Here is a 1,648-nt window from a genome sequence, read left to right on the forward strand (position 1 = left end):
TTTCGGGGTGTAGCGTAGCCCGGTTATCGCGCCGCGTTTGGGACGCGGAGGTCGCAGGTTCGAATCCTGCCACCCCGACAAACCTAGTAATAGGTCAAACTAAAACACTGTTAATCGTATGATTATCAGTGTTTTTTGTTTTTAAGGGTATCAAATAAAACCATTTAAAACAATATAATAGGTGTGCAATTAGGTGTGCAGTTCTATCCTAATTTTTCCCTACCTTTAAAGGACTTTTAGAAGCGATTTGACTTTCGTCTTTACAAACAAATAATGTTTAACTAAAGACGTACAACATGCATAAAAACAGCACTTTCGCAGTAATTTTCTTTACTAGAAAATCACGTAGTAACCCCAAAGAATTATCAATTTACGCACGTATTACCGTTGATGGACAGCGTACAGAAATCAGTCTAAAAAGGTGTGTACAGGTGTGCAATTGGGATAATTCCAAAGCCCGAGCAAGAGGAACAGCTTCAAATTCACGTATCCTCAACAAGTATTTAGACCAAGTTTACGGTCAATTGTTAGATTGTCATAGGCAGCTTTTAGAGGAATTTAAAATTATATCTGCTAAATCCATCAAAGCTCGCTATATGGGCGAGGACGACCAATTAAAAACGCTTAACGAACTTATAAAATACCATAATACGAATATGGTTTCTGTTTTAAAGGCTGGTACAATGAAAAATTATTATACCACCGAAAGATATTTGAATAAATTCTTAGTCCAAAAATTAAAAGCGAACGATATTTATTTAAAACAATTGAATTATCGTTTTATCATTGACTTTGAGCAATATCTTAGGAATTATAGTCCAAAGTTAAAAAGAAAAACGTTAACCAATAATGGTGTTATGAAACATTTAGAACGGTTTAAAAAAATGATAAACCTTGGCATAAAATTAGAATGGTTGGTTAAAAATCCTTTTAGTCGTTTTCAATTGAGATTTGATAAGTATGACCGACAATATCTATCCCAAAGAGAATTAGAGCTAATTGAAAGCACTACTTTTAAAAGTGAGCGATTAGAAAGGATAAAGGATATATTCATTTTTTCTTGTTATACGGGTTTGTCTTATATCGATGTAAAGCAATTAACCGTTCATCAAATAGTCAAAGGTATTGATGCGAACTTTTGGATTTATACAAAGCGTGAGAAAACAAATGAGACGGTTAAAGTACCTATTTTACCAAAGGCATTGGTCATTGTAGAGAAGTATAAGGTCATTTCTAAAGAGATGGGTTCTGAATTATTGCTTCCACTCTACTCCAACCAGAAAACAAATTCTTACTTAAAGGAAATTGCAAAAGATTGTGGTATTCGTAAGAACATTTCATTTCATGTTGCTCGGCACACGTTTGCGACTACGGTACTTTTATCGAATGGTGTTCCTATTGAAACCGTATCCAAATTATTAGGGCATACTAAATTGTCCACTACACAAATTTATGCCAGAGTATTAGAACATAAAATTAGTGAGGATATTCAGAATTTAATGATACGGTTTGAAACTAAAAAGCAACAATCTCAACCTCGAACCCAAAAAACATTTTTTTAGCCAAAAATAAGATTCCCTTTCAATGTGCTTCTCACCAAATAACGGAAGTACATTGAAAGGGAGTTTTTAACGGTTAGATTATAATA

The 1,648-nt window shown here is 33.7% G+C and carries 1 protein-coding gene and 1 tRNA gene; both read left to right on the plus strand.

Annotated elements, in window-relative coordinates; translation table 11 throughout:
• Positions 1–3: 3 nt before the first annotated feature.
• Positions 4–78, plus strand: a tRNA-Pro gene (locus D3P13_RS21725).
• 218 nt (positions 79–296) lie between these two features.
• On the plus strand, positions 297–1,562 hold the full coding sequence (locus D3P13_RS21730) for a site-specific integrase (protein ID WP_117885808.1): 1,266 nt from the start codon (positions 297–299) through the stop codon (positions 1,560–1,562).
• Positions 1,563–1,648: the final 86 nt, after the last annotated feature.

It is taken from the genome of Aureibaculum luteum, from assembly GCF_003449015.1.
Classification (GTDB): Bacteria; Bacteroidota; Bacteroidia; order Flavobacteriales; family Flavobacteriaceae; genus Aureibaculum; species Aureibaculum luteum.

Excerpts from the sequence above, each read along its gene's own strand:
- D3P13_RS21730 (WP_117885808.1), top strand. The coding sequence starts at position 297 with ATGCATAAAAACAGCACTTTCGCAGTAATTTTCTTTACTAGAAAATCA.